Source organism: Streptomyces sp. NPDC045899 (genome assembly GCF_056431485.1).
This window is the reverse complement of record NZ_JBWKKP010000032.1, coordinates 25122-51394: the sequence shown is the minus strand read 5'-3', so window position 1 is coordinate 51394 and position 26273 is coordinate 25122. Positions and strand designations below refer to the sequence as shown.

Here is a 26273-nt window from a genome sequence, read left to right as displayed (position 1 = left end):
GGGGGGGGGGGGGGGGGGGGGGGGGGGGGGGGCGGGCGGGGGGGGGGGGGGGGGGGGGGGTGGGGGTGGGGGGGGGGGGGGCCCCCTCCGCCCCCCCCCCCCCCCCCCGCTCCTCCATGACGGCGGTTCGGGGTCTCAGCCCTGGTGCTCGGAGCGGTCCCGGTGCCGCAGTTCCTCGCCCGCCTCCGCCAGCGCGGCGGCCATCTCGCGGCGCCGGCCGCCGCCGAGGTCGTCCAGGAGACGTCGCCGTGCGGCGCGCGCCAGGGAGCCCGCGGGGGCCTGCGCCGCGCTCCACCCGGCGACCCGGAGGCGGAACAGCTCCTCCTCCGGGGAGCCGGGGCGGGCGTGGCCGATCGTGACCCCGAGGACATCGCGCACCAGCCGGCGGGCCTCCCGCAGCTCCGTGTCACCGGCTCCGCCGACCGCCCACACCTCCGTCAGGAGGTCACGCAGTCCGCCCTCGGCGGCGCGGTCGAGGTCGGTGAGTGCCCACCGGCGGTGGTGCCTGCGCAGCGGATGCAGATCGAGCGCGAGCCCGGCAAGACGCAAGGACGCCTCGCGGAGCGCGTCCGCGTCCTGGGGCGCGGTGTGCAACAGCTCTTCCACCCGGGCCAGTTCCGCCTCGCGGAATGCGGCCGGCACCGGCAGCCGTACGGCTGCCGCGCGCAGTTCCTCACCCACGCCGCCGCGGTCCCACAGCACCACCCCGGCCAGGGCCGCGACCGTGCCCAGTGCGGCCGGATCGGCGGGGGCCCCGGTGGCGGCGCGGCGGGCGTCGGCCATGCCGATGGTCCGCACGCGGACGGGGACCCCCTCGGCCGTCGCCGTGTCCGCCCCCGCGTCCGTCGTCGGTGCGGACGGTGCGGACGAGGCGGACGGTGCGGTGTCGCGGACGATGAGCAGGTCGATGCCGGACCGTGTCGAGGTGCGCCCGCGTCCGGCGGAACCGTGCAGGAACACCGCCACCACCGCCGGGTCCCGGCGCCGTCCCACGGTGAATCGCCAGGCGGTGTCGACCAGTTCACGGGACCTCATGTCGTCCCAGCCGTCACAGTGCTCCATCAGCCGACCGCCCCTGAGCGCCGCCGCCGCGTGCTCCGCCCGCAGCCCGTCGGTCACCTCCTGGACGGCCCGGCGGCGTCCGGCGAGGCTGACGAACGCCGAGCGCAGTACCCGCTCGGGATGGAGCCCGGTCTCCCGCAGCCGGCCCCCGGCCGTGGTGTCGCCGGGCCGCAGCCCGAACCAGGTGGTGGCGTCCTGGAGCGCCTCCACGGCCCCGTTGCTCAGATGGACACCGTTGTTGGTGCGACGCACCGGCGTTCCGTCGGCGTTGCGCAGCGCCAGGGCCCCGGCCCGGGCGTCGCCCCGCAGACTGCCGGGCAGGGCGCGTTCGGGATCGGTCACACCGCAGAACTCGCGGCGCATCCGGTCCCAGGGCAGCGGTGTGCGGGAGTGTGCCTCCACCAGGATGGCCAGGGCCTGGTGGGCACTGTCGCGCAACTGGGCCAGGACGCCCGGGAGATGGGGGTTGAGCACCACGAAGGGACGTCCGCCGTGACGGCCCGGGTCCTGGAAGACATTGAGGTACAGACAGTCGCCGACCCCGTTGGGGCCGTCGGGCGCACCGCTGTCCAGACCCCACCGCAGGGTGGACCGCTCGCTCCACTCGTCGAGCAGCGCTGGCGGCACTCCCAGGTCCTCGGTGACGGCCCGGGCGGGCAGCACCGCGACGGCGTCGGCGCGCTCGCCGAAACGCTCGGTGAACGCGGGGGTGTCGTACAGCCGCAGGAACCGCGCCCGTTCGTGCACCGACAGCTCACCGCGGTCCGCGAGATCGACATGGGGCAGGTAGTGGTGCGAGGCGAGGTCCTCGTCCCGGATCCGGGAGCCGGACAGCAGCCGGGCCCGGGTGGCCCGGTAACCGCATTCGGCCAGGCGGTCGGCGAGTGCACGGAGCGTCTCGGACAGTACGCGGACACCGGGTTTGAAGACGACGACGCCGTCGACGGGCACGGGGGTGACCGTCCCGGCGGACGGATGGCTCCATTCGCCGGTGCGCAGCACGTCCTCGAGCCCGGGAGAGCCGCAGGCGCCGGCGTCCGGTACGCGGCGGGCGCGCCGCAGGAACTCCGAGGCGGCCCACCAGGTGGGATCGGGACCGGTGTGGTCGCGCGCGTCGAACACCGCGGTGCCGGCGGCGTCCTCCGGTGCGACGGGGCCCTCCCCGGAGCGGGTGACGGTGACGGAGTGCCCCGCGTCCGCGAGGAGCGAGACCAGCCGCCCGGTGTCGATGTCCCCCTTCACGGAGACGGCCTTCACGGGGACCGCCTTCACGGAGGCGGCCGGGGAGGGGGAGGACGGACGGACGTCGGAGACGGGGTTCATCGGGCCTTCCGGGGATCGCGTGGACCGGTTCAGCGGGCGCTGTAGGGCAGCAGCCGCCCCGCCAGCCGGGGGAATCTGCGCAATACGTCGGTGGGGGACTCGGCCGGTCCCGGCATGGCGGTGGGGCCGCAGTGGGCCTCGCCGGTGGTCGCCGCGGGCGTCCCCGCGGGGAGACCGGCGGCACGCCACCAGCCTCCCGGCACGGTGACGGCCATGATCTGCCCGGCGCCCGGGTCCCGGCCGAGCAGGTACTCGTGCAGGGTTCCCTCCGGGGACAGCGCGACCAGTTGGAACGGCCCGCCGGCGTGGAGGAGGTAGGTGACGTCCGCGGCGGCCCGGTGCAGGGGGCGCACCGGAACGCGGCGGGTGAGGACCCGGGTCAGCCCGGAGGGGAACCGGCCAGCGGGACCGGTGCGCACGGGGCGGTCCGGATCCGGGTCCGCGCCGGTGACCTGACGCGGACCTTCCCCGAGTACGGGCCGCAGGGCCGGGGGGCCGGGACGGTCGTCGAACTCCCAGCCGTTCCCCCGCGCCGGGGTCTCGGTCCACAGGGCGAGGCTGCCGGGGGCGGGGCTCAGGGTGTGACTGACCCGTGCCGGAAGGGCGAGTTGGGGGAGGTGGCCGGCGGCCGGATCGTCACCGAGGACCGCGAGCGCGGTACCGCGCGCGGCATCGCGCAGATGCACCTGTGTCACGGCCCCGGGGTGCGCGAAGAGCACGGTGTCCGTGGTGGCGCGGCGCCAGCGCAGCCGGGTGCCGGGACCGAGCAGCCGGGTGTGCGCGGACGAGGCCCCGGGGGCGCTCCGGGCGACCGGCGCGGACCAGCCGCCCGCTTCGTCCGGTGCCAGGCCCATCGCCGAGACGATGCCTTCCACCTGTGTGCGCATGGGCCGTCCTTTCGGGCACGAGCGGTCCGTGACCCGGAGACGGCCACAGGCGGATGTCCCGCGGCGGTCAAGTCTCATCGCGACGCCCATGGCGCTCAAGGGGATCGGGGTTTCCGCTTTCGTTGCGCAACGGGCAACGAAAAGACGGGTGGGAAACTCTTCCGATGGCCTCGACTGCCCCCATTTCACGGGGTCATTCCCTTCCCGGTGCCTCATCGAAGGGCACCGGACAACGACTTGCCGCCATTACCGGGCGCTTTCACGATGGATTTCATGACCGCCTCACCCACATCGGCATCCGATATCACGGTGCGCACGCTGTACGACATCTTCGACGTCTCGGAGGAGGAAGGGCCGGGCCGTCTGGTCTACAAGGCACGGCAGGCGCATTACACGCTCCCCTTTCTCGTACTGTCCGCGCTCCAGCGGGAGGGTGAGCCCATGGGCCCGGCGGCCGCGGGTGAACTGGCGAGGGCCCGGCGCCGCGCCGAGCACTACCGGAACCTGGTCGCGGAGCTGCCCGGTGATCTGCCGTACACCGTGATGAAGGGGCCGGCGCTGGCGGCCGCCTATCCTCCCGGGGTGCTGCGCCCCCAGGGCGACGTCGATCTCATCGTGCCCGACGAACGCCAGCTGTGGCGCGCGGTGGGGGAGTTGAGCGCGCGGGGTGAGCCGGACCGGGTCTGGGTGACGGTGGTGGGACCGGAACACCATCTGCTGGTCACGCTGGTCTGGCCGCCGGAGGAGCCGCTGCTCGACCCGGAGCACCGGGTGGAGCTGTCGACGGCGGGGCTGCTGGGTGACTTCGCCGCCGTACCGGTACGGGTGCGGCCACCCGCCGACCCCACGCTCTCCGCGCTGGTGTGTCTGGCGGAGGAACGGCTCCAGCGGCTGTTCCACCCCCGGGACGCGCTGGACCTCTACGCGCTCGCGGGCCAGGGGGACGGACCGTCCGGGGACGAGATCGTCGACGCCGCCGCACGCATGCTGCTGGCACCGGAACTGGTGGAGCTGATCACATACACGGCCGAGCTGCTCCCGGTGGACCGCTTCACCGGTCTGCTGCCGCGGCTGGAAGAGGCCGCCGAGGCCGAACGGGCGCGGCGGGCCGGGACGGAGCCCGGACCGGAGCCCACCGGGGTGCGGGAGACCCTGGCCGCGGGCGGCCCGGTGCACGGCATCGCGCTGGGGTCGCCCGACGAACTGCGGGGCCTGGAGACGACGCGGGTGCACTGGTACGGGGACGAGGCGCTGCTGCTGACCCCCGTCGGTGCCTATCTGCTGGTGTGTGACGCGGTCGTGCCGCGCGAGCGGCACGCCGGAGCCCTGGAGGAACTGGACCGGCTGCGCGAGGGCGGTATACCCGGCGGGACGCGCGGACCGGTGGCGCCGACGGTCCGGACATGACCGCTCCGCTCGGGTCACGCACTGTCCCGGCCGGTCTCGACGGAGCGGACGCATTCCAGGGCGAAGGCCCGCAGGATGGAGTCGAAGGAGAACTCACCGTCCGCGCACCGCACCATGTGCACATTGGCCAGGGACCGCAGCACCCGCCTGGCCCCGGTGGCCCCGGCGCCCAGCAGGCCGGCGGCTTCCCGCACCGTGAACCCGCCGAACGCTCCGGTGCCCAGGATCCGGAAGGCCCGTGCCGCCTCCACGTCCAGTGCGCGGTAGGAGTGGCCGAGCAGCCCGCTCAGGGTGGTGGTGTCGTCTTCGGAGATGGACAGGAAGCAGAGCAACGCGGCGTTGTCGATGACCGCGTGCGGGGCCTCCACCGGTGGCCAGGTGTGTTCGCTGGCGGCCACCCGGATCGGCAGGGGGAGGTGGCAGCACGCCTCCACCAGGCCCCGCGCCGCCTCCTCGTCCCAGGTGTCCTCGGTGAGCGAGGCGACCAGCCGCAGGCCCTCCGCCGTGGTCATCGGGGGTACGGTGACGCGCCGGACACCGTCGCGCGCCACCAGTCCGGGCATCCGGTTGCGGCTCGTGATCAGCACCAGACAGCCGGGCTCGGCCGGCAGGAGGGGCCGGATCTGGGCGGCATCGGCCGCGTTGTCCAGCACGATCAGCAGCCGCCGCCCGGTGAGTTCGGTGCGGAAGCGGGCGGCCAGCGCCTCGGTGTCCTCGGGCAGGGTGCCGGCGGCCGCGCCCATCGCCTGGAGGAAGCCCCGCAACACCGTGGAGGGCGAGGTGGCTTCCGGCGCCGGGCCGAAACCGTTCAGGTCGGCGAAGAGGGTGCCGTCGGGGAAGTGCCGGGCGGTGCGGTGTCCCCAGTGGACCGCCGTGGTGGTCTTGCCCGCGCCGACGGGACCGTCGAGGAGGACGACCGCGCTCCGTCCGGCATGGGGATCACCGAGCAGTTCCAGTGCGGCGTCGAGCCGGTTCACCAGCTCCTCCCGCTCGATCACATCCGGTACCACGCGCGGGAGTTGCGCCAGCGACGTCGCATTGCGGACCACGCGGACCGGCAGGTCGGCGGCCAGCTTGCTGAGGCACCCTCCGCCGTCCAGGACCTCGTCGCACCGCCGGGCGAGGCCGGTGGTCGGCTGTTTGTTCCCCGTCTCCACGCGGCTGAGATGACTCTTGCTGTAGTTCACCAGGCGGGCCAGGTCACCGAGCGACATCCCCCGGGCCATGCGGTGGGACCGCAGTGCGGAGCCGAAGGAGGGCGATGCGTCCGCGGAGTCAGTGGTCATGGGAACTCCCCTTGGTCGAGCGGTCTCGGTCGGCGATGTGATCCGCCGACCGTCGGAACGACGTCCTTCCAGCAGTGCGGAAAACCCCGTGGCTCGTCGCGGAACGCGTCGAGGACGGGCGGGCCGGGACGGCCGGGACACGGAGAGCCCGGCGGCGGCGCCCGTTTCCGCCGGTGCCGGATCCGGTGCGCACCGTGGCACCGGAACACCGGTCCGGCGAAGGGCCGGCGCACGGCCCGCACGCCCGCCGGAGGGGTGGTGGGGGCCGTGGCCGGGAGGGTCAGCGACGGGTGCCGTGGGGGGTGCCCCGTCCGGGAACCGGCTTCCGGAACCGTTCCTCGTCCGGCGAAGGATCCCGCGCCCACGGCAGGCCCGCGGCCCGGACGAGGCGGCCCGGCTTGCGCCGGACACGCTCCGGACGACGCGGATGACCACTGACACAGCGGCAACGCGGCCTGCGGCGCGCGGCGCGCAGTGTTCGGTGCCGTGCCTCTCGCATCGAACACTCCTTGCCAAGAGCGGGGGTGGTGCCGGGCCGGAACCCGGGGACTCAACGTCCGCAATTCAGCGTAATGACGCACCTTGCCAGAGGGTTGCAGGTCCCTTGTCGGCACCATGCCGCGGCCGCGGTGTCCCGTGTCCCACGGTCAGCCGGGACAACGGCCTCACCTGCGCTGACCAGCATTTCCGTAACGCGAAGGCCGACCATGTCCGGGCAACGCGTGCCCGTGGTCGGTGGATTCGTATTACATCCATCCCAGGATCTGGAGAACGGCAGACCACATGACCGCCCTCGTCCCGCACACCCCCGCCACCGGCCGCACACCACGGGAGGTGGCCGACCGCTACGTGGCCGACGTGGCCAGGGCCGATCCGCTCATCGCCCAGCGGTTCGGACTCCCCACCTCCCGGGAGGGGTTCCCGGACTACTCACCCGACGGACTGGAGCGCTCCGCGGAACTCGACCGCGCCACGCTCCGGAAGCTGGACCTCGCGGAGAGCGGCGCCGGGGACGACCCGGCCCAGCGCCGCTGTGCGCGTCTGCTGCGGGAACGGGTCTCCACCCGGCTGGCGTTGCACGACGCGGGGGAGGGGCTGCGCAGGATCGGCGCCGTGGCCTCGCCCGTACAGGCGGTGCGCGGCGCGTTCGCCCAGATGCCGACCGGGACCGACGACGACTGGGCCGCCGTCGGCACCCGGCTGCGCTATGTCGCCACTGCCCTGGAGGGCTACCGCGCCGCCCTGCGGCTCGGCGCGGAGCGGGGTATGAGGGGCGGCCCCGCCCAGGTCGACACGGTGATCGGGCAGCTCACCGGCTGGACCGAGGGGGGCGGATGGCTCCAGGACCTCGTCTCCCGGGCGCCGGACCGGCCGCGCCCCGGACTCGACACCGCGGCCGCCGCGGCGGCGGCCGCGGCCGTGGACCTGCGTGACTGGCTGCGCGACGACTACGGGCCCCGTGCCCGGAGCGCTCCCGACACCGTGGGCCGGGACCGGTACGCGCTGTGGGTCCGTCACTGGACCGGCAGCCGCGCCGATCTGGACGAGACCTACGCCTGGGGCTGGGAGGAGATCCGCCGTATCGAGGGCCTCATGCGCGATGCGGCCGAGGAGGTGCTGCCCGGCGCCACCCCGCGTGCGGCCCTGGCGCATCTGAGCTCCCACGGTACGGCGGTGCACGGGACCGACGCGGTGCGCACCTGGCTGCAGACCCTCATGGACGAGACGATCACCGCCCTGGACGGTGTCCACTTCGACCTCCCGGCCCCGCTCCGCAGGGTGGAAGCCATGATCGCCCCGGCCGGGGGCGCCGCGGCGCCCTACTACACCCCACCGTCCCTCGGGTTCAACCGGCCGGGGCGCACCTGGCTCCCGGTGGCCGGCCGTGACCGGTTCCCGGTCCACGAGCTCGTGAGCACCTGGTACCACGAGGGCGTACCGGGCCACCATGTGCAGCTCGCCACACGGGTGTTGCTCGCCGACCGGCTCTCCCTGTACCAGGCCACGCTGGGCTCGGTGAACGCCGATGTCGAGGGGTGGGCGATGTACGCCGAGCGGCTGATGGACGAGCTGGGCCACTTCACCGATCCCGCGCTGCGCCTGGGCCATCTGGACGCCCAGATGATGCGGGCCGTCCGGATCGTGGTGGACATCGGACTGCACACCGGATCGCGTATCCCCGCGGACGCCGGATCCGGCCATGACGGGGCGCGCTGGACTCCCGGACTGGCCGCTGAGTTCCTGGCCGGACAGGTCGGACGCCCGGGGGACTTCCTGGACAGCGAACTGGTCCGGTACCTCGGTCTGCCGGGCCAGGCGATCGGCTACAAACTCGGGGAACGCGCCTGGCGGGAGGGCCGGGCACGGGCCGAACGGCGACGGGACGGGAGGTTCGACCTGAAGGAGTGGCACACCGCGGCACTCGCCCAGGGCCCGCTGGGCCTGGACGACCTGGTGGATGAACTGGAGCGGCTGTGAACGCCCCGGCTGTGAAGGCCCCCTGAAGGTCCGCCGGTGCCGGAGGTTCGTCGGATCACGGGCATTCTAGGTGTTTTGCCAGCGTTCGAGCCGTGAAAGAAGTCGCGGAGACCCGTCCGACCATGAACGGCAGATCATGTGAAGATGGTCTACACCTCACCTCTCGGCACCGGCCTTGGCACGGCTCCTTCCCCGAGGCCTGGACTCGCGGTGCCCCTCAGCGGTTTGGACGGCGTCACCAGGAGGTGCACGATCCCCGTGAACCCTCATGGCCACCCCACCCGCTACGGTCTGCTCGGTCCCGTGGAGGTCCAGCGCGGTGACACCGTGCTGGACCTGGGGCCGCGTCAGCGCCGGGTGCTCCTGGTGCGGCTGCTCATCGAGGGAGGAAGACCGGTCTCCGTGGAACAGCTCTGCCAGGACCTGTGGCAGGGCGCCCAGCCCACCGGTGCCGTGTCCTCGGTGCGGGCGCACATCAGCAGACTGCGCTCGGTACTCGAACCCGTACGGCACGGCCCGTCCCGGCTGCTGGCCAACGGCCCGACGGGGTACGTCCTGAAGGTGCCCCGTGAGGCGCTGGACACCACCTGCTTCGAGGAGTCCGTCACCCGGGCCCGTGCCGCCATGGCGCGCGGGGACCTGGCCGTCGCGCGGGAGGAGATCGAGGCCGCGCTCGGCCTCTGGCGCGGGGGCACGCTCGGTGAGGCGGCCGGGTACGCCTTCGCGATCCGGGAGACGGCACGGCTCGACCGGGCCCGCCAGGACGCCGAGGAACTGCGGGTCTCGATCCTCACCGGCGAGGGCGACGTGGCGCGTGCCATCGGCGCCGCGGAGGACCTGGTCGTCAACGCCCCGCTGCGCGAGACGTCCTGGGTGCTGCTGATGCGCGCGCTGTACAAGGCGGGACGGCCGGTGGAGGCGCTGCGGCGCTTCGAACGGTACCGCTCCATGCTGGCCGCGGAGCTCGGACTCGACCCGGGACCGGGAATGCGCGAACTGCACACCGCCATCCTGCGCCATGATGTCGCGGTCCTCGGCGATCCCCGCCCGCCCCGGGCGGTGGCGTCCTTATCCGAGGGCCGGGCCCCGGCCCGGGGCCGGCTGGTGGGCCGGGCGGAGGAGGTGTCGCGGGTCAACGGGCTGCTGAGGGCGGCGGCCGCGGGGCACAGCGGATGGGCCGTCATCACCGGGGAGCAGGGATCGGGCAAGACCCGGCTGCTGGAGGAGTTCTCCGCGCTGGCCGAGGAGAACGGCTTCGCCGTGGCGCGGGCCAGCGGCGGCCAGGCGCTCAGCGAGCGCCACGGGATCTCCCTGGTCTGCCCGCTGACCCAACTCCTGGTGGCACTGGGGCAGTCCGCCCCGGAGGCCCCAGCACCGGCGGACCCTCCCGTGGACCAGCACCTGGCCACACTGGTGCGGGAGCTGACCCGGCGGCCCACCCTGTGCGTGATCGACGACCTGGACTGGGCGCCGCCGGACTTCCACGGTCTGCTGCGCCGGCTCGCCGCGTTACTGAGGGACGCGCCCGTCGCCGTGGTGTGTGCCCTGCGCCACGCCGAAGACCCCATGGCCAGCGGGCTGCTGGCGGAACTCGCCCGGCACGGGGCGATCCGGCTGGAGCTGGAGCCGCTGTCGGTCGCGGACGTGGCCACCTGGCTCACGGCGGACGGTGAGCGCGTCACCTCGCGGGAGGCCGCGGCACTGCACCGGCGGAGCGAGGGCAACCCCTTCACCCTGAAGGAACTGGTGAAGCTGGCGCCCGAGCGGCGCCTCGGACCGGGGGCGCGGGTCCCCGCGGCGGTGAGCAGTGTGGTGCACGCGCGGCTGGCCGAACTCAGTGTGCCGGCCCGGACCATGCTCGCCTACGCCGCCGCCGACGGCATCCGGATCGACGTCGAACTGCTCGCCGAGGTGCTCGGCATGGCCTGGGACCGGCTGCTGCCGCTGGTGGACTACGCCGTCACCGCCCGGGTGCTGGTCCGCGACGAGGGTCCCGGCGTCGGAGCGACGGGGAGCTACCGCTTCCCGGAACTGGTGCGTGAGGTCGTGCTGGGCACCCTCACCCCGTCATCACGGCAGTTGTTACAGACGTCCCTCGCCGGTGCGCTCGCCCGCCGCGGGGACGCCGGTCCCCGGGAGTCCCACGGGCGGCTGCGTACGGCGGGCGGACGGCGCACTCCGGAGCGGGGCCGCTGACAGCCTCGCGCGCATCTGCCTCCCCACCGGGCCGGTGGGGAGGCCGGGCCACCACCGTTCTCGTACGGGCGGGTGTCAGCCGACGGCCTTCGCCCAGCCCCGGTCGACGATCACGCGTGCCTTCTCCAGCTGGGCGTCCGTGGGGAACAGCGGTGTGCCCTCCACCGTCGGCAGTTTCGCCGCGGCGGCCTCGTCGAGGGTGCCGTCCTTCCGCATGGCGTCCAGCAGCACCGGGCGGGCGAAGCCCTTGATCCGGAGGTTTCCGCCCTCGGGGCTGAAGAGGTACTCCTGCCACAGGCGGGCGGCCGCCGGATGCGGTGCGTTCCTGTTCACCGCGAGCGCGTAGTACTGGGCGAAACTGCCGTCGAAGGGGATCGCGACCTGCCAGTTCACGCCCTTGCGGCGGAACTGTTCGGCGTAGGCGAGATTGAGGTAGTCCCAGTCGATGCCGATGAGGGTCCGACCACTGGCGACCGCGGCCGAGGTGGCGTCGGCGGGGTTGAAGTTGCCCTTCTTCTTGAGCGTGGCGAAGAAGTCGAGACCGGGCTGGATATTGCCGAAGGACCCGTCGTTCGCCAGGGCGGCCGCGAACACCGCGGCGAAGCCGGTACCGGCCCGGGTGGGGTCACCGTCCATGGAGACCTTGCCCTTGTAACGGGGTTTGAGCAGATCGGAGAAGGTCCGGGGGCAGACCTTGAGCCGTTTGGCGTTACAGCCGATGGAGATGTAGCCGCCGTAGTTGTTGACCCAGCGGGCCTTGGGGTCCTTCTGGCTGATGGGGATCGACTCGTAGGCGTCGACCTTGTAGGGCGCGAGGAGGTTCTGCCGGGCGGCGGACCGGGCGAAGGTGTTCCCCATGTCGAGCACATCGGGAGCGGTGGGGCTCTTCCCGCCCTTGCGCACGGCGTCGATCTCGTCCTGGCTGGAGCCCTGCGGTTGGGCCACCGTGACCTTGATCCCGTACTTCCTCTCGAAGCCGTGGATCAGCCCGCCGTAGTTGGCCCAGTCGCGCGGGAGCGCGATCGCGTTGAGCCTGCCCTCGTCCTTCGCCGCGGCGATCAGCGCGTTCATACCGCCCATCTCGTTCGCGGAGACGGCCACCGAGGGCTTCCTGCGCGCGGGGGACGGTGACTCGTCGCAGGAGCTCAGGGCCGCCAGCAGGGTGAGGCAGCCGCAGACGGACGCGGTGCGGGCACGGGGTGAAGTCACATTGGCTCCAGGAGGCGGGATACAGGAACGAGCGCTATCACCGGTGGGCCCCTGGTGGTGGCAGGCACGGCGGGTCAGTGGAGTGAACGGTCCACCGGCCCGGCCGCCGCCCTCACCACATGGTGTCGTCCACCTCGCCGAGCAGGAGGTCCCCGATGCCCTCGGCCGACGGCCCGGCGCCGTTGTGGAGGGACTGTTCGGCCCAGATGACCTTGCCGGTGGGGGTGTAGCGGGTGCCCCAGCGCTCGGTGAACTGGGCCACCAGGAAGAGTCCGCGGCCGCCCTCGTCCGTGACCTTGGCCAGCCGCAGCCGGGGCGAGGTGCTGCTGCCGTCGGAGACCTCGTAGATCAGGGTGCGGTCATGGAGCAGCCTTACGGTGATGGGCTCGGTGCCGTAGCGGATGGCGTTGGTGATCAGTTCGCTGAGGATGAGTTCGGCGGTGAGGGCGATCCGCTCCAGGCCCCACTCCGTCAGCTGCCGGACGCACTCCGCGCGGACCGGGGCCACCGCCGCGGGGTCGGAGGCCACGTCCCATTCGGCGATCCGCGAACTGTCCAGCCGGTGGGTGCGGGCCACCAGCAGCGCGATGTCGTCCCTGGACTGGACGGGCACCATGGCCTCGATCACCGTGGCGCAGGTGGCCTCGGGATCGCGGTCGGGTCCGGCCAGGGCACGGCGCAGGTCCTCCAGTCCGGCGTCCAGGTCGCGGCCCTCGATCAACCCGTCGGTGAAGAGCACCAGCCGGGAACCCTCGGGCACCGTCAGCTCCGCACTCTCGTAGGGCAGACCGGCGCCCAGTCCCAGGGGCGGGGAGACCGGCACCGCCGGGAAGTCCACGGCCCCGTCGGGATGGACCACCGCCAGGGCCGGATGACCGGCGGTGGCGACGGCCACATGTCCGGAGGTGGGGTCGTAGATGGCGTACTGGCAGGTGGCTCCGGTGATGCCCGGCTCCTCCCCGGAGTCGGCCTCCTCGGCGTCGATCTGGGCCACCAGCTCGTCCATCCGGCCCAGCAGTTCCTCCGGGGGCATGTCCAGGACCGAGAAGTTGTGCACCGCGGTGCGCAGCCGCCCCATGGTGGCCGCCGCGTGCAGACCGTGACCGACGACATCGCCCACCACCAGGGCCACCCGGGCGCTGGACAGCGGGATGACGTCGAACCAGTCACCGCCCACACCGGCCCGGGCCGGGAGGTAGCGGTAGGCCACCTCGAGGGCCGACTGCTCGGGGAGCCCGCGGGGGAGCAGGCTGCGCTGGAGGGCGACGGCCGTGGAGTGCTCACGGGTGTACCGGCGGGCGTTGTCGATGCACACCGCCGCACGGGCGGCCAGCTCCTCGGCGAAGAACACGTCCTCCTCGTCGAACGGCGGGGAGGAGGCGGCCCGCCAGAAGTGCGCCGTCCCGAGCAGCATTCCGCGGGCCCGCAGCGGGACCACGACCAGGGAGCGGATGCCGTAGTCCAGGACCCGCCGGGCGCGCTGCGGATCCTGGGACCGCCAGCCCTCGTCGTCGCTCAACTCGCCCACCAGGACCGCCCGGCCGCTGGCCACCCCGGTGGTGAAGGGGTGCGCCTCGGCGAACCGGATCAGTTCGCCGACGGGGTACAGGGGGTGGCCGGGTTCCAGTCCGACCGCCGCGGTGCGCCGCATCGCGGTGCTGGTACCGGACGGCTCCTCGCCGTGCAGCACCGGATCCGGGAGTTCGACGGTGGCGACGTCGGCGAACGGGGGGACCGCCACCTCGGCCAGTTCCTCGCTGGTGCGTGTGACATCCAGCGTCGTCCCGATCCGCACCCCGGCGTCGTAGAGCAGTTTCAGCCGCTCGCGGGCCAGTTCGGCCCGGCCGGAGAGGGCCCGCAGTTCGGTGGTGTCGCGCAGGGTCACCGCGCTGCCGGACGCTCCCCGGGGGGCGGTGGGCCGCTTGTTGACGGCCAGCAGCCGGTCGCCCGCCAGATGCACCTCATCGGTGGCCGGTCGGTCGGAGGCCAGCAGTCCGGCGAGCTCCGCGCCCAGCCCGAGACCGGTGACCTGGCGCCGCTCCGCGTCCCCGGGCAGGTCCAGCAGCCGCCGGGCCTCGTCGTTGGCCAGCAGCAGCCGCCCGTCGCCGCCGACGATGAGCACCCCCTCCCGCACCGCGTGCAGCACCGCGTCATGGTGCTCATACATCCGGGTCATCTCGGCCGGGCCCAGGTCATGGGTCTGCCGCCGCAGCCGTCGGCTCACCAGGCCCGATCCGGCGGCGGCGACGGCGAGAGCTCCGGTGGCGCCCGCGAACAGCAGCGGAAGCTGCCGGTCCACCCCCTCCTGCACCGTTCCGACCGTGACGGGGGCGGCGACGACGGCGACGACCGTGCCGTCCCTGTCCTTGACGGGGACGGCGGAGACCACGGAGAGGCCCAGGGACCCCTGGAAGGTCCTGGTGAAGGCCTTCCCGGAGGCCGCCTCCGCGTAGGGCCCGATGATGTGCTTGCCGATCTGCCGCCGGTCGCTGTGGGTGAGGGTGATCCCGTCCACCCGGTAGACGATCAGGGCGTCGACACCGGCGGCCTTCCGGGCGGCCTCGGCACGCGGCTGGAGCACCGCGGTCGGGTTGGGGCTGTCCAGCGCGGCCAGCATCCCCGGGGAGTTCGCGAACGCCTGGGCGGCGGCGAGCGTACGGTGCCGGGCGTCCGTCATGCTGTCGCGTCGGACCTGCACCACCAGGGCGATCAGCGCGGCGATGACGAGCAGCACCACGACCGCCAGTTGGAGCAGGAACACCTGACCGGCCAGGCTGCGCATGCTCAGCATGGAGCTCAGCCCCCTGAGCAGGCGCCCCGGCTTCCCCTGGGGCGTACTCCTGGGCGAAATTCCGCGTCGGATTCTACCCATAATTCCGGCCATAAACTATTTCTACCGCTTCGGGGGGAGATCGCGGTCAGGGCCCGCTCCTGGGCGAGTGTCGGGATCCACCCCGCACCGGACGGCGGACGGAACGTCAGCTCCCGCCGGCTGGGATCCACGGGGTCGTGGGGTGAGATCACAGAGGGCTAGGGTGGAGGCGTGAAGTATCTGCCGGCCATCCTGAGCGAGGACCATCCGAGCCTCAGTGCCACCGAGCGCGCGTACGCCGCCATCAAGCGCCAGATCATCGAACTGGAGCTGGAGCCGGGCGCCCATGTCACCAAGTCGGCCCTGGAGCGCCGGGCCGGTGCGAGCACGATGCCCGTGCGGGAGGCGCTGACCCGGTTGCAGCGGGACGGGCTGGTGCAGGCGTTGCCGCGCTCGGGCTACCGCGTCCTCCCGGTCACCCTCAAGGGCACCCGCGATCTGTGTGCCTTCCGCCGGCTGCTGGAGGTCGAGGCCGCGGGGCTGGTGGCGGAACTCGGCGCTCCGGCGGGCGATCTCGCCCGGATGGAAGAGCTTCTGTCGGTGACGTACGAGGCGGGCGACATGGTGAGCGTCGACGCCTTCCTCCGCGCCAGTCTCGAGTTCGACGCGATCATCGCCAACCGTTGCGGCAACGACATGCTGGCCCAGTCGATCGTCCGGGCCTTCGACGAGCTGGAGCGGGTCCTGCGGATCACCTTGGCGTCGCTGCCGTTCTCGGCGTCCTCCGCGCATCAGCGGCGGGAGATCCTCGAGGCCATCCGGGACCGTGATCCGGCCGCGGCCCGTGCGGCCATGCGGGCCAGGACGCAGACCTCGCAGGACCAGATCATCGACAAGCTGGTGTCGCACGCGTCGCTGGCCGAGGTCAGCATCGGCCTGAGCTGAGCCGCGGGCGCCGGAGCCACCTGACGTCCGCCGAGGGGGTTGACGGCTGTTCCTCCGGAGTGGTGAGCTGATCTGAGATCTCAGCAATAGTATCTGAGATCTCAAATCGCGAATCATTCCGTGAGGGGAAGCTGATGACACTGGACCGGCTGCCTGCCCTCGTCCTCGCCGACCGTGCCCGCGCGGTGGCGGCGGGCCGTGCAGACCTGCTCCCGTTCCGCGGTGTGCCGGCGCTCCCCATGCCCCCGCATGTCGTGGACGCGGTGCGGACGGCCGCGGGGCAGGTGTTCCCCCGGCGCAGCCGCGGTTCCGGCGCGCTCCGCCGGGCGATCTCCTCCCGGCTGGAGGACGTGCACGGGCTCGCCGTGGACCCGGAGCGCGAGCTGCTGATCACCCATGGCGCCCAGCACGGGATGAGCGTGGTCCTGCGGGCCCTGCTGTCACCGGGGGACGAGGTCCTGGTGCCCGCGCCGAGCTACTTCTTCGACGGGACGATCCGCCTGGCGGGGGCGCGGCCGGTGTACGTACGGAGCGACGAGGGCCGCGGCTGGGAGTGCGGTCCACAGGCCATCGAGGCCGCCGTCACCCCGGCCACCCGGGCCGTGCTGATCTGCAATCCCAACAACCCCACCGGCCATGTGCCGAGCCGTGAGCTGCTGGCCGGGCTGCTGGACGTCGCCGCCCGCCACGGGCTGACCGTCCTCTCCGACGAATGCTACGAGCGGTACGTCTGGGACGGGCCCGGCTACGTACCGCAGATGCTGCTGCGTGACCGCCACCCCGATCTGGTCACGGTCACCAGCCTCAGCAAGAACTACGCGTTCACCAGCTGGCGGGTCGGATACGTCCACGCCCCGGCCCATCTGATGGGGCCGATCCACCGTGCCTTCGAGTGGGACGCCATCAATGTCGGCGATGTGGCCATGGCCGCGGCGCACGCCGTCATCACCGGACCACAGGACTGGATCGAGCGGGAGTTCGCCACCCTGCGGGCCCGCCGGGACGTCCTCCGCGGCGGGCTGGAGCGCGCCGGACTTCCTTCGGTGCGGCCCGACGCCGGTGTCTTCGTATTCGCCGACTGTGCCCGACTCGGCCTCCGTGGGCGGGCGTTGGAACGGTTGCTGCTGGACCACGGGGTGACCGCCATCGCCGGGGACGCCTTCGCCGGACCGGACACCCACGTCCGCATGGTGTACGGCGGATCCGTCGCCACTCTGGAGGAGGCGGGGCGGCGGCTCGCGGCGCTGACGCGCGGGGTCCCCCGCGCGGTACGTAAAGATCTCAGTTGAGCTCTCTGAGATCTCCACAGTTTCAGGAACCACCTCGAAGGAGCCGAACGTGTCAGGACCCGCCAAGACCGCTCGCGATACCGGAAGCTGGCACGTCGCCGCCGACATCGGTGGCACTTTCACCGATGTCATCGCCCTGGGTCCGGGGGGCCGTGTGGTGCCGGTGAAGGTCCTCTCCACACCGCCGGACTTCGGCAGCGGTGTCCTCGGCGGAACCGCTGCCGCGCTGTCCGCGGCGGAGGCGCTCCCGCGGGAGGTCGGGGCGATGCTGCACGCCACGACCGTGGCCACCAACGCCATCCTGGAAGCGCGCGGAGCCCGGACCGCCCTGGTGACCACACGGGGATTCCGGGACGTCCTGGAACTCGGCCGGCTGCGCCGTCCGCGGTTGTACGACCTGTCCTGGCAGCGGCCCGCCCCGCTCGTACCCCGGCGCCACCGCTACGAGATCGACCAGCGCATCACCGCCGACGGCCGGCTGGAACCCCCCGCGGACCCCGCGGAACTGGCCCGGGTGGCCGCCGAAATCGCGGCCGCGGACCTCGAGGCGGTGGCGGTCTGCCTGATCAACTCCTATGTCCGCCCCGAGGAGGAGCGCCGGGTCGCGGACGAGCTGCGGGCCCTGCTGCCGGGCAGGTATGTGACCGCCTCCGTGGACATCACCCCGCAGATGCAGGAGTACGAGCGCACCAGCACCGCCGTCGTCAACAGTTATGTCGGCCCCCAGGTGCACGGCTACGTCACCGCGCTCGGCGAGGGACTGCGGGAGGCGGGTGTCTCCGCCCCATTGATGATCATGCAGTCCAGCGGTGGCCTCCTCGACGCTCCCTCCGTGGTGCGGCGCCCGGTACAGATCATCGAGTCCGGGCCCGCCGCCGGTGTCATCGCCGTCCAGAAACTCGCGCGGCACATGGGACTCGCGTCGGTGGTCGCCTTCGACATGGGCGGCACCACGGCCAAGGCATCCCTGATCGAGAACGGGGAGCCGTTCGTCGCGGGTGACTACGAGGTCGGCGGGGGTATGAACATCACCCGTGGCATGGGCAAGGGCGCCGGATACGCGCTGCGTGTGCCCTCCATCGACATCGCCGAAGTGGGCGCGGGCGGCGGCAGCGTCATCTCCACCGACATCGCCGGATCCCTGCGCGTCGGCCCGGACAGCGCCGGGTCCCGCCCCGGCCCCGCCTGCTACGGCAACGGGGGGACCAGCCCCACGCTGACCGACGCCAACGTGGTCCTGGGCTACCTCAGCCCGCACGCCCTGGCGGGCGGACGGGTGGCCATCAGCCCGGACCTCGCCGAGAAGGCCATCGCCCCGGTGGCCCGGGACCTGGGCGCCGACGTCCCGGCGGCGGCCCGTGGCGCCTATCAGGTCGCCGTGTCCAGCATGACCAAAGCGGTGAAGGCCGTCACCAGCGAACGCGGCCGCGATCCGCGGGAGGCGGTCATGGTCGCCTTCGGCGGCGCCGGACCCCTCTACGGCGCGGCGATCGCCCGGGAACTCGGCATCGACACCGTCATCGTCCCCGTGCACACCGGACTGTTCAGCAGCCTCGGGCTGCTCGTCGCCGACACCGAACGACAGGCCGTGACACCCCACCGGGCGGACTTCGAGGCACTCGGCCTGCTCACCGCGGAATTCGACCGGATGGCGGAGGAGGTCACCGAGACCCTCCTCGAGACCGACCCCTCGGCAGACCCGGACATCCTGCGGATCCTCGATATGCGCTACCGGGGCCAGCGCTTCGAACTGTCCGTCACCGTCCCCGGTGGCCCGCTGGATCCCGGAGCGATGGCAGCCGCACGGCAGCGGTTCCACGCCGAACACCATCGCACCTACGGACGAACCGGGGCCGATGAACTCGTGGAGATCGTCAACCTGCGTGTCCGCGGACGGATACGCAACCCCGTGGGCATCGAGCGGATCCTGAGCCTGCCACCGGAGGAGACCCGCCCCGGGACAACCCGGACGTGCCGGTTCGACCGGAGTGAGCCGACCCCGGTCATCACCCGCGCCGAGCTGTCCGCGGACCTCCGTCCGGGCCCCCTGGTCATCGAGGACATGGACGCCACCACCCTCGTACCGCCGGGGGCCACCGCCCACCTGGACCACCTCAACAACATCGTCATCGTCTGGACGACCACCGCCCCGGAGGCATCCGCATGAGCCCGCGCCCCATCAGCGACGCCGCCACGTTCGAGGTCCACCGCAACGCGGTCACCGGACTCGCGGACGAGATGGCCATCACCATCCTGCGTACCGCGCACTCCCAGATCGTCGCGTCCAGCATGGATTTCTCCGCCGCGCTGTGCGACGCCTCGGGGCGGGTGATCGCGCAGGCCAACACCTGTCCGGTGCACCTCGGTTCCATCCCCGACGCCATGAGCGCGGTGCTGGACGCGTTCGGTGACGCGGTCCGCCCGGGCGATGTCTATCTGCTCAACGACCCCGACCTGGGCGGTATGCACCTGCCCGACATCTTCGCGGTCGCCCCGGTGTTCACCCCGGCCCGGGAGCTCATCGGCTACTCGGTCACCGTGGTCAACCACGTGGACGTGGGAGGCTGGGCCGCGGGATCCATGGCGGTGCAGTCCACCAGCATCTTCGCCGAAGGTGTGCAGATACCGCCGTCCCGGCTGTACGAGGCGGGACGGCTCAACGAGACCTTCCTCGCACTCATCCTGCGCAACGTACGCGAACCCGCCCTGCTGCGCGGCGATCTGGAGGCACAGCTCGCCGCGTGCCACGCGGGCGGCGTGGGACTCAGGGAACTGGCCGAACGCCACGGCACCGAGGGGCTCACCGCGCTCAGCGAGGAACTCCTCGACCACTCCGAGACACTGCTGCGCGCGGCGCTCGCCGAGGTCCCCGACGGCGCCTACGCGTTCGAGGACTTCATCGACGACGACGGTATGGGCTCGCCGCCCATCCCCTTCCGCGTCACCGTCACCATCACCGGCGACACCCTGCACCTGGACTTCACCGGATCCTCCCCCCAGGTGGCCTCGGCCCTCAACGCCACCGCGTCCTTCACCCGGTCCGCCTCCTACGCCGCCCTCCAGGGCGCCCTGGGCTCCGACATCCCCGCCAACAGCGGCTTCTACCGCCCGATCGGCTTCACCATCCCCGAAGCCTCCATCCTCAACGGCAGGCGGCCCGCGGCCCGTGGCGCGCGGGGCCTGGTGGCCTACCGCATCATCGACACCGTCCTCGGAGCGCTGGCACCGGTCTTCCCCGACCGGGTCCCCGCCGCGGGCGACGGCGGCCCCGACTCCGTGGCCATCGGCATCACCGGCGCCGACGGAACCACCAGCGTGCTGTGGGACATCCTGTGCGGGGCCTGGGGAGCCCGGCCGGACCGTGACGGGGTGGACGGCATCAGCCCGCTGGGTGCCAACCTGGCCAACGTACCGGTGGAGGAGCTCGAACACTCCGGCCAGGTGCGTATCGACGGCTACGGCTATCTGCCCGACACCGGCGGCCCCGGCCGGTGGCGCGGCGGTCTGTCCACCTTCCGCGATATGACGGTGCTCGCCCCCGCGGTCTCGGTGCAGATCCGCTCCGACCGGCGGACCCATCTGCCCTACGGGCTCCAGGGTGGATCCCCGGGCACCACCTCCTCCAACGTCCTCAACCCCGGCACCCGCCATGAGCAGGTGCTCCCGGCCAAGGTGGTCCGGGAGCTCAGCTCCGGCGACCGCCACCGGCACATCACCGCCGGCGGGGGAGGACACGGCGACCCCTTCACCCGCGACCCCGGACACGTCCTGCGGGACGTCCTCGACGGGAAGGTCACCACCTCCGGTGCGAGCCGCGACTACGGAGTGGTCATCACCCCCGACGGCGAGATCGACGCCGCGGAGACCCGGCGGCGGCGTGCCGCCCCGCGCCACTAGCGGCGGGAACGGGACACCCCGTCCCCGCTCGATTCCCCCGACCCCCCACCTCACCACCCTCGGACCCGCTCATCGAGAGGACCCCGCCATGGCCGAGGTCACCACCCCCGTACCGACCGACGACGAGATGCGCCAGGTGTGGCGCAAAACAGGTGTACGCATCATTCCGCTCATCGGCCTCGCCTATGTGATGAGCTACATCGACCGCGCCAACCTCGGCTATGCGGCGCGGCCGCTCAGCGAGAGCCTCGGCATGACCGCCGGACAAGCGGGCCTGGCCTCCGGTCTGTTCTTCATCGGCTATGTCCTCGTGGAGATACCGAGCAACATGATGCTGCGCCGGTTCGGGGCGCGGAAATGGATCACCCGCATCCTGGTCTCCTGGGGTCTGGTCACCATGGCGACCGGGGCCGTGCAGAACGTGGCCCAGCTCTACGCCGCAAGGATTCTGCTCGGCTTCGCGGAGGCCGGTCTCGCCGCCGGAATCCTGTTGTACCTGACCTACTGGTTCCCCAGGCGACAGCGCGCCTGGGCCATGTCGGCCTTCTTCATCATGCTTCCGCTGTCCGGCATCATCGGCTCACCTCTCGCCGCGGCCATGCTGTCCTGGGGCCAACAGCTCACCGGGCACACCGGGTGGCGGTCGCTGTTCTTCACCGAGGGCCTGTTCACCGTGGCCGCCGGGATCGTCATCTACGCCTTCCTGCCGGACCGTCCCGCCGATGCCCGCTGGCTGACCTCCGAGGAGAAGGACGCCATCCGGCGGCGGCTCAGCCAGGAGACCGCCCGTCAGAACGCACATGGCGCGCTCACCGGAATGCGCCAGGCCCTCTCCAGCGGACGGGTCTGGATGCTCTCCCTCGCCTTCTTCGCCATCGTCTTCGGCCTGTACCCCATCGCCTTCTTCCTGCCGACCATGATCGCCACCCTCACCGGCCACGCCTCCGCCGTCTCCGACGTCAGCAGTGTGCTGCTCGCCGGAATCCCGTCGGCGATCGCCATCCTCGCCATGCTCGGCTGGGCGAAGGTGGCGGCACGCCGGTCCGCGGTGTTCTCCACGGCGGTACCGCTGGCCTTCGGTGTGGTGGGTCTGGTGCTGGCCACCTTCACCCACCACGACGTGCTGTTCATCGCCGCGTTCTGCGTCAGCGTCTCCGGGATCTTCACCGCCATGCCGCAGTTCTGGCGACTCCCTCCGCTGTGTCTGACCGGCGCCGCCGCGGCCTCGGGCATCGCACTGATCAACTCGGTGAGCAACGCCGGCGGTTTCCTCGGCCCCTACATGACCGGCGCCATCGCGGACGCGACCGGCGATTTCACCTACGCCCTGCTGGCCATCGCCCTCATCATGTCCGGGGGGCTGGTGATCCTGCTGACGGCCGGCCGGAAGGCGGAAGCGTCGGCCGCCCAGGACCCACCGCCCCAGCGGCGGGACCCACTGCCGCAGACCCACGACACGAAGGAGACCGCGTGACCGGGCGCACCAGCACCGCACTGATCGTCGGCGATATGCAGACGGGCATCCTGGAGAACTACCCCTTCACCCGGGCACCCCTGGCCCCTCTGCGGACGCTGGTACCCGCGGCGCGCGCCGCGCACGGCGTGCTCATCGTGTTCATCCGCACCGAACTGCGCGCCTCGGGAATCGATGTCTCCGCGAACAACACGGTGCTCACCGCGTTCCACCGGTCCGGCACGCTCTTCCACGAGGGGTCCGGGGAAGCGGGCGTCACACCGGACCTGGCACCGACGGCGGAGGACGTCGTCATCACCAAACGCCGCGCGAGCGCGTTCGCCGGGACCGAACTCGACCTGGTGCTGCGCGCCCAGCACATCGAATCGGTCGTGCTGACCGGAGTGGCGACCAGCGCCATGGTCGCGGCCACGCTCTACGACGCCATGGACCGCGACTACCGGGTCACCGTCCTGGACGACGCCTGCGCGGACGCCGACCGGGACGTCCATGACGTCTTCATGGAGCGGATCTTCCCCGGCCGGGGCGCGCGGGTCACGACGGCGGAGACATGGCTCGGAGAGCTGTGAATCGCCCGCTCGGCACGCGGTGATGGCCCGCTCCCCTCGGGGAGCGGGCCATCACCGCGTGCCGTCGCCGTCAGCCGAGCGCGCCGAGGCCCGCGGCGGGCAGGTCGTCCGGCAGCAGCGTCCGCAGATCGTCCACGCTCGGCTGGGCCTTCGCCGTGAGACGGCGGGCCTGCTGGGTGATCATGCTCTCCAGCAGCTTCCGCGCCAGCCGCGCATTGCCGAACGACCGGTCGCGCGGGAGGGATTCGACCCGCTCGCGCAGCGCGCCGAGGGTGTCCGCCGGGCAGGAGTAGCCGGAGTCCTCCGCATGCCGCTCCAGGATGGTGAGGAGCTCATCGGTGGAGTAGTTCTCGAACTCCACGAAGCGTGAGAAACGCGAGGCCAGACCGGGGTTGGAGTCCAGGAACCGGCGCATCTCGTCCGTGTAGCCCGCCACGATCACGACCACCTCGTCCCGGTGGTCCTCCATCAGCTTCAGCAGGGTGTCCACGGCCTCCCGGCCGAAGTCGGAGGAGGATCCCTCGGGGGTGAGGGTGTACGCCTCGTCGATGAACAGCACACCGCCCTTGGCGCTGTCGAAGACCTCCTTGGTGAGCTGCGCGGTGTGGCCCACGTAGCGGCCCACCAGATCCGCCCGGGCCACCTCGATGAGCTGGCCGCGCGGCAGCACCCCCAGAGAGTGCAGGATCCCGGCGTACAGCCGGGCCACGGTGGTCTTGCCGGTACCGGGCGGACCCGAGAACACCAGATGCTGACTGATGCGCGGCGCGGGCAGTCCGGCGGCCTCGCGCTGCCGCGCCGTGGTCAGCAGGCTCACCAGATCGGTGACCTCGCGCTTGACCGCGCCGAGGCCCACCATCGCCTCCAGCCGGGCCAGCAGTGCCTCGCGGTCCTCGCCGGGCCCCTTCTCTGCGGCGGAGTCGTCGCTGATGTCCTCGGGCAGCAGCAGCGTCAGGTCCCGTTCGGCGGGCTCGGACATGGTGGCGAGCCGGAACGCCTGGCGGTCGACCATCTCCTCGAAGACCCGCCGTGCCGCACGGCCGTTGCCGAACGTGGCGTCCCGGGGCATCCGCTCGAAGTGGGCGGCGAGCGCGTCCGTGGTGCCCGGCCCCAGCTCGTACTGGTGGGACCCGCACATGCTCTCCGTGATGGTCACCAGTTCCGCCACCGAGTAGTTGGTGAACTCGATGGTGCGGGTGAAGCGGGAGGCGAGACCGGGGTTGGAGTCCAGGAAGGAGCCCATCTCCGAGGAGTATCCGGCGGCGATGACCACCACGTCCTCGCGGTGGTCCTCCATCAGCTTCAGCAGGGTGTCCACGGCCTCGCGGCCGAAGTCATTGGAACTGCCGCCCTCGGGGGTGAGGGTGTACGCCTCGTCGATGAACAGCACACCGCCGATGGCCTCGTTGAACGCTTCGGTGGTCTTGATGGCCGTACCGCCGATGACCTGTGCCACCAGATCCGCGCGGGACACCTCGACGAGATGGCCGGAGGGCAGCACACCCAGCTGGGCGAGGATGGAACCGTAGAGCCGGGCCACGGTGGTCTTGCCGGTGCCGGGCGGTCCGGCGAACACCAGGTGGCGGCTCATGGACGGCACCGGCATGCCCAGCCGGGCCCGTCGCTGGGCGAGTTGGTTGAGGTTGACCAGGGTCCGCACCTGGTGTTTGACACCGTCGAGGCCGATCAGGGCCTCCAGTTCCTCCAGCGGCTCCTTGGGCTGGGTGCTGCCGGAGTCCTTCGCGCCGGACACGCCGCCGCCCCCGGCCACTTCGGCGCCCCAGACGTCCGGGGTGCCGTTGTCGGAGCTGGTGAGGTCCAGCACCTCCAGCCGCTCGCTCGCCCGGGTCTGGGTCAGCCCGGCGCCCCGGTTGTCCCGCACCGTGCAGTTGGTGACGCTGACCGGTTCCGCGCTGTCCACACGGATGCCGTCACCGACGCTGCCGCTCACCTCGCAGCGGTTCAGTTCCGCGCGGGCCCCGGCCGCCAGGAGAACACCATGGGCCCCGGCGCCGCTGATCCGCACCCGGGCCAGGGACGCCTCCCCGCCGGAGTCCACGGCCACACCGGAGGCGCCGCAGTCCTCGATCTCCAGGTCCCGGACGGTGGCGATCCCCTCACCGCCCACGGACACCGCCGTCTCCCCGGAGGAGCGCACCACACAGTCACCGATCTGGGTGTTGCCACCGTCGGCGATCCGGATCCCGGTGTCGGTGGCGCCCTCCACCGTGCACATCTCCAGCCGTCCGCGGCCCTCGTCACCCACCTCGACGCCGTACCTTCCGGGGGAGGAGAGCCGGGCGTGCCGGATCAGCGGGTTGGCGCGCGAGCGGATCGACACGGCGCTTCCCGCACCGCCCGACACCTCCAGCCGGTCGAACTCCGCGGTGGAGTCCTCGACCAGCAGCACGGCCGCGGCCGGATCCGCGCAGTCCCGCACCACCGTGTGGAGGAAGGACGGCGAACTGAAGTCGGCCACCCGGATCGCGGACCCCGTCGACGTGGTGAACTCGCAGTCCTCGAAGGTGCCGCGGGAGCGTTCGGAGACCACCAGACCGGGACCCTTGGTACGGGAGGTGGTGCACCGGCGCAGCAGCGGATCCGCCCCCGCGGACAGGGCGATCCCGGGGCCGGAGGTGCCGGAGACCGCCACCTGCTCCACGGTGGGCCGCGAGCCGCTGGTCAGATAGACGCCGACGGCGCTGTCCCGGACGGTGGTGCGCACCACCCGGGTGGTGCTGTTGCCCTCCAGGGCGATCGCGGGCTTGTCGGTCCCGGAGATGTCGCAGGACTCGACGGACCCCTGTGACTCGCCGTTGGCGAGAACACCATTGCCCCGGGCGTCCCGCATCCGGCAGTCGCGGATGGTGGAGCGCGCGTTCTCGCTGAGGACCACGGCCGAGGTGCCGAGGTTCTCCAGGACACAGTCCTCGATGGCGCTCCCGCTCTCGGAGGTGTCCACGATGCCGGCGCCCTCGCGGTTGGTGACCCGGCAGCCGCGCATGGCCAGCGAACCGGTGTGCCGGGCGAGCACCGCCGTCCACCCCGAACCGATCACGGTGCAGCGCTCCATGGCGACCTGGCCACGCGGCACGTCGACCACGGGCACGTCCTCGCCGCCGCCGCGCAGCGTCAGGTCGGTGAGCATCACCGCGTCGGCCATCAACGTCAGCGCGGAGCCGCGGCGCGGACAGATCTCCACGCTGCCCGGTTCGCCCTCGGCGACGATGGTCACCCGGGTGCGGACGGTGAGGTTCTCGGGGTAGCGGCCGGGACGGACGCGGAGGACCGCCCCCGTACGTGCCGTGGCCAGCGCCTCACCGATGGTCCGGAAACCGTCCGGCTGTTCCGGGCCGACCGTAAGTACCTGCCGTGACACGCTGTGCCCTCCTGAATTCGTGATGAGCCGGACCGAGCCCGGTCCCAGGATCCCATCCCA

Annotated in this window: 15 protein-coding genes; 9 read left to right on the top strand and 6 right to left on the bottom strand. The window is 72.3% G+C overall.

Annotation, left to right across the window (positions count from 1 at the left end; all coding sequences use genetic code 11):
* Positions 1-135 precede the first annotated feature (135 nt).
* Entirely contained in the window at positions 136-2385 is a 2250-nt protein-coding gene (locus AC07FT_RS32600; RefSeq protein WP_479179661.1) for a hypothetical protein, read from the bottom strand.
* Positions 2386-2414: 29 nt separating this feature from the next.
* Positions 2415-3272: a cupin domain-containing protein gene (locus AC07FT_RS32595; protein ID WP_479179660.1), complete on the bottom strand. Its 858-nt coding sequence runs from the start codon at positions 3270-3272 to the stop codon at positions 2415-2417.
* Between the two features lie 273 nt (positions 3273-3545).
* On the opposite strand from AC07FT_RS32595, the gene AC07FT_RS32590 reads away from it, so the two are divergent.
* Complete coding sequence (locus tag AC07FT_RS32590) at positions 3546-4679, top strand: nucleotidyltransferase family protein (RefSeq protein WP_479179659.1); 1134 nt, start codon at positions 3546-3548, stop codon at positions 4677-4679.
* 14 nt (positions 4680-4693) lie between these two features.
* Here AC07FT_RS32590 and AC07FT_RS32585 read toward each other — a convergent pair whose 3' ends face one another.
* Positions 4694-5965 carry a helix-turn-helix domain-containing protein gene (locus AC07FT_RS32585; protein WP_479179658.1) on the bottom strand — a complete coding sequence of 424 codons (1272 nt, stop codon included), beginning with the start codon at positions 5963-5965 and terminating at the stop codon, positions 4694-4696.
* Positions 5966-6748: 783 nt separating this feature from the next.
* Here AC07FT_RS32585 and AC07FT_RS32580 point away from each other — a divergent pair.
* Together AC07FT_RS32580 and AC07FT_RS32575 are read left to right on the top strand one after the other, a co-directional pair.
* Positions 6749-8443 carry a DUF885 domain-containing protein gene (locus AC07FT_RS32580; protein ID WP_479179657.1) on the top strand — a complete coding sequence of 565 codons (1695 nt, stop codon included), beginning with the start codon at positions 6749-6751 and terminating at the stop codon, positions 8441-8443.
* 258 nt (positions 8444-8701) lie between these two features.
* Complete coding sequence (locus tag AC07FT_RS32575; RefSeq protein ID WP_479179656.1) at positions 8702-10639, top strand: BREX system ATP-binding domain-containing protein; 1938 nt, start codon at positions 8702-8704, stop codon at positions 10637-10639.
* Between the two features lie 75 nt (positions 10640-10714).
* On the opposite strand, the gene AC07FT_RS32570 is transcribed toward AC07FT_RS32575, so the two are convergent.
* Both AC07FT_RS32570 and AC07FT_RS32565 read right to left on the bottom strand, forming a co-directional pair.
* A complete protein-coding gene (locus AC07FT_RS32570) occupies positions 10715-11848 on the bottom strand; it encodes an ABC transporter substrate-binding protein (protein ID WP_479179654.1) in 1134 nt (377 codons plus the stop codon).
* 112 nt (positions 11849-11960) lie between these two features.
* Positions 11961-14639 (bottom strand): SpoIIE family protein phosphatase, encoded by a 2679-nt coding sequence (locus AC07FT_RS32565; protein WP_479179653.1) that lies wholly within the window; start codon positions 14637-14639, stop codon positions 11961-11963.
* Between the two features lie 252 nt (positions 14640-14891).
* Here AC07FT_RS32565 and AC07FT_RS32560 point away from each other — a divergent pair, with 252 nt between their 5' ends.
* From AC07FT_RS32560 to AC07FT_RS32535, 6 genes are all read left to right on the top strand, one after another.
* A complete protein-coding gene (locus AC07FT_RS32560; protein ID WP_479179651.1) occupies positions 14892-15605 on the top strand; it encodes a GntR family transcriptional regulator in 714 nt (237 codons plus the stop codon).
* 134 nt (positions 15606-15739) lie between these two features.
* Positions 15740-16894 (top strand): pyridoxal phosphate-dependent aminotransferase, encoded by a 1155-nt coding sequence (locus AC07FT_RS32555; protein WP_479179650.1) that lies wholly within the window; start codon positions 15740-15742, stop codon positions 16892-16894.
* A 49-nt stretch (positions 16895-16943) separates the two neighbouring features.
* Positions 16944-19061, top strand: a complete 2118-nt coding sequence (locus AC07FT_RS32550) for a hydantoinase/oxoprolinase family protein (protein WP_479179648.1) — start codon at positions 16944-16946, stop codon at positions 19059-19061.
* The gene (locus tag AC07FT_RS32545; RefSeq protein ID WP_479179647.1) at positions 19058-20791 is read left to right on the top strand and encodes a hydantoinase B/oxoprolinase family protein; all 1734 of its coding nucleotides are present in this window, start codon (positions 19058-19060) and stop codon (positions 20789-20791) included. The genes AC07FT_RS32550 and AC07FT_RS32545 overlap by 4 nt, the downstream gene beginning before the upstream one ends.
* An 88-nt stretch (positions 20792-20879) precedes the next feature.
* The gene (locus tag AC07FT_RS32540; protein WP_479179645.1) at positions 20880-22265 is read left to right on the top strand and encodes an MFS transporter; all 1386 of its coding nucleotides are present in this window, start codon (positions 20880-20882) and stop codon (positions 22263-22265) included.
* The gene (locus tag AC07FT_RS32535; protein ID WP_479179644.1) at positions 22262-22834 is read left to right on the top strand and encodes a cysteine hydrolase family protein; all 573 of its coding nucleotides are present in this window, start codon (positions 22262-22264) and stop codon (positions 22832-22834) included. The genes AC07FT_RS32540 and AC07FT_RS32535 overlap by 4 nt, the downstream gene beginning before the upstream one ends.
* 70 nt (positions 22835-22904) lie before the next feature.
* On the opposite strand, the gene AC07FT_RS32530 is transcribed toward AC07FT_RS32535, so the two are convergent.
* A complete protein-coding gene (locus AC07FT_RS32530; protein WP_479179642.1) occupies positions 22905-26213 on the bottom strand; it encodes a right-handed parallel beta-helix repeat-containing protein in 3309 nt (1102 codons plus the stop codon).
* Positions 26214-26273: the final 60 nt, after the last annotated feature.

What these genes read in the sequence shown, in the direction of transcription:
- AC07FT_RS32600 (WP_479179661.1), bottom strand. Translation starts at nt 2,385, where the DNA reads ATGAACCCCGTCTCCGACGTCCGTCCGTCCTCCCCCTCCCCGGCCGCC.
- AC07FT_RS32595 (WP_479179660.1), bottom strand. Translation starts at nt 3,272, where the DNA reads ATGCGCACACAGGTGGAAGGCATCGTCTCGGCGATGGGCCTGGCACCG.
- AC07FT_RS32590 (WP_479179659.1), top strand. Translation starts at nt 3,546, where the DNA reads ATGACCGCCTCACCCACATCGGCATCCGATATCACGGTGCGCACGCTG.
- AC07FT_RS32585 (WP_479179658.1), bottom strand. Translation starts at nt 5,965, where the DNA reads ATGACCACTGACTCCGCGGACGCATCGCCCTCCTTCGGCTCCGCACTG.
- AC07FT_RS32580 (WP_479179657.1), top strand. Translation starts at nt 6,749, where the DNA reads ATGACCGCCCTCGTCCCGCACACCCCCGCCACCGGCCGCACACCACGG.
- AC07FT_RS32565 (WP_479179653.1), bottom strand. Translation starts at nt 14,639, where the DNA reads ATGCTGAGCATGCGCAGCCTGGCCGGTCAGGTGTTCCTGCTCCAACTG.
- AC07FT_RS32555 (WP_479179650.1), top strand. Translation starts at nt 15,740, where the DNA reads ATGACACTGGACCGGCTGCCTGCCCTCGTCCTCGCCGACCGTGCCCGC.
- AC07FT_RS32545 (WP_479179647.1), top strand. Translation starts at nt 19,058, where the DNA reads ATGAGCCCGCGCCCCATCAGCGACGCCGCCACGTTCGAGGTCCACCGC.
- AC07FT_RS32540 (WP_479179645.1), top strand. Translation starts at nt 20,880, where the DNA reads ATGGCCGAGGTCACCACCCCCGTACCGACCGACGACGAGATGCGCCAG.